General features: G+C 34.0%; 4 protein-coding genes. All 4 read right to left on the bottom strand.

Translation table 11 applies throughout. The features are described 5' to 3' along the window. Nucleotides 1-323: 323 nt before the first annotated feature. Nucleotides 324-587, bottom strand: a complete 264-nt coding sequence (gene rpsR, locus ABMA45_RS07105; RefSeq protein WP_022089193.1) for a 30S ribosomal protein S18 — start codon at nt 585-587, stop codon at nt 324-326. Between the two features lie 54 nt (nt 588-641). After that, entirely contained in the window at nt 642-1,091 is a 450-nt protein-coding gene (locus tag ABMA45_RS07100; RefSeq protein ID WP_022089192.1) for a single-stranded DNA-binding protein, read from the bottom strand. A gap of 26 nt (nt 1,092-1,117) precedes the next feature. Next, nucleotides 1,118-1,408 (bottom strand): 30S ribosomal protein S6, encoded by a 291-nt coding sequence (rpsF, locus tag ABMA45_RS07095; RefSeq protein ID WP_022089191.1) that lies wholly within the window; start codon nt 1,406-1,408, stop codon nt 1,118-1,120. Nucleotides 1,409-1,525: 117 nt separating this feature from the next. Beyond that, on the bottom strand, nt 1,526-1,936 hold a 411-nt coding region (locus ABMA45_RS07090), incomplete at its 5' end, for a hypothetical protein (protein WP_348030025.1).

The following is a 1,936-nucleotide window of genomic DNA, read 5'->3' as shown; positions in this document are numbered from 1 at the left end:
AACTCCTGCCATAGAAACCGTCATAACTCCTGCGAGAGTCATGGCTGCCACTTGTTTAAAATTTCTCATATTTCCTCCTTTTTGTCTTTAAATTTTTCGTACGTTAATCAAGTATGAATATTTGTATATTTTCAACGCACTACTCTTTCATTTTATTCATGTTACATTTAAATTATACCATTAAAATTATCATATTAATTTGTAACATTTCGCCTTATTCCGACTTTTTAGGAGATATGAAACAAAAAAGCAACCTTATCTATATAAATACCTTTATAAAACATAAAAAGACTTTCCACATGGGAAAGTCTTTTTATATAACCTTATTCTACTGTGTAAGGCATTAAAGCAACGTGTCTTGCTCTCTTGATTGCTACTGTAAGAGCTCTCTGGTGCTTAGCGCAGTTTCCAGTAATTCTTCTAGGAAGAATTTTTCCTCTTTCAGATACATATCTCTTTAATTTGTTTGTGTCTTTATAATCAATTACGTTGTTTTCACTAGCACAAAATACGCAAACTTTTTTTCTTCTACGACCGCCTCTTCTTCTCATTGGAGAATCAGGTCTTTCACTCTTGTTAAATGCCATAGTTTTGACCTCCTATAATACTAATTAACTATGTTTATGTTAATCGTCTAATCTCTAAAAGTTAAATGGTAATCCTACATCTTCAACACCATCAGGGATATTCATAAATCCGTCTCCGGCTGGAGCTGTTGGAGCTGACTGTGCCTGTGGCTGGAAGCCACCTTCGTTATTAGCAGCACTTGCTTTGCTTTCAGCAAATTCCTGATTTTCTACTACAACTTCTGTTGTGTAAACTTTATTACCATCTTTGTTTGTATAGCTTCCTGTCTGAATACGACCTTCTGCTACAATCTTAGTTCCCTGATGTAAGTACTTTTCAGCGAATTCTCCATTTCTTCCAAATGCTACGCAAGAAATGAAATCTGCTGTCTGCTGGTCGTTGTCTCTTCTAAATCTACGATCAACTGCTAATGTATATCTGGCAATTGCCATTGGGCTATCGCCCTGTGAATATCTTACGTCAGGATCACGGGTTAATCTACCCATAAGAATAACTTTATTCATATTATACCTCTTTATGTTTCAAAAACCTATGCCTCAACCTTTACGCACAAATATCTGATAACATTTTCCATAATACGAATCTGATCTTCTATTTCGTTAGGACAATCTGTGTTATCAGTGTCGAAGTGAATGAAGTAATAATAAGCTTCTGACATCTTCTGAATTTCGTAAGCTAATTTCTTCTTACCCCATTCTTCTACGTCAGTAATTGTTCCACCAAAACGTGTTACAAGGTTGCTTACCTTTTCGATTTCAGCGGCTCTTTCTTCTTCTTCGAGTTTTGCACTAACAACAACTACTAATTCATACTTGTTCATGCTTTCTTACCTCCTTTTGGTCTCTGGCCTCCCTATTTCATTTAGGAAAGCAAGGAAAATTAATATATATCACGAATTGACATTTTATCATAATTCAAGAGCAAATGCAAGAAAATTTTATTCTAAATTTAACTTTTTGCTTAATATGTAATAAGTTGCTATATAACTTGCAATCGAAACCACAATTGATAAAACTATACCAAATATAAATATCTGATTTGCAAATGCACTAATATCGTAACTATTACCTAAACTATGCATACATATAACCAAAAATACTGATGATACAACTTGATTTATTATGTAATATCCAATGTAAGCTAATATTGCGCCAACTACTCTGTGCTTAGTATAAAGCTGTCCGATGCTTAAGCATGCATACATAAGTATTGGCATACCTATTACTGTCACTATTGCTGCAATTATGCCTTCAGCAACATATCCCCATGCACCTAATTGAGTTAATTTCTGCACACTATAAGATATACCTCTTGCATAATCGATATCTTTACTATAAGTTACTACAAA

Source organism: Eubacterium sp. CAG:156 (genome assembly GCF_000434315.1).
Taxonomy (GTDB): domain Bacteria; phylum Bacillota; class Clostridia; order Lachnospirales; family Lachnospiraceae; genus Eubacterium_U; species Eubacterium_U album.
Note: the sequence above shows the minus strand (reverse complement) of the source record. Positions and strands in the feature narration are given on the sequence as shown.

Excerpts from the sequence above, each read along its gene's own strand:
- rpsR (WP_022089193.1), bottom strand. The coding sequence starts at position 587 with ATGGCATTTAACAAGAGTGAAAGACCTGATTCTCCAATGAGAAGAAGA.
- ABMA45_RS07100 (WP_022089192.1), bottom strand. The coding sequence starts at position 1,091 with ATGAATAAAGTTATTCTTATGGGTAGATTAACCCGTGATCCTGACGTA.
- rpsF (WP_022089191.1), bottom strand. The coding sequence starts at position 1,408 with ATGAACAAGTATGAATTAGTAGTTGTTGTTAGTGCAAAACTCGAAGAA.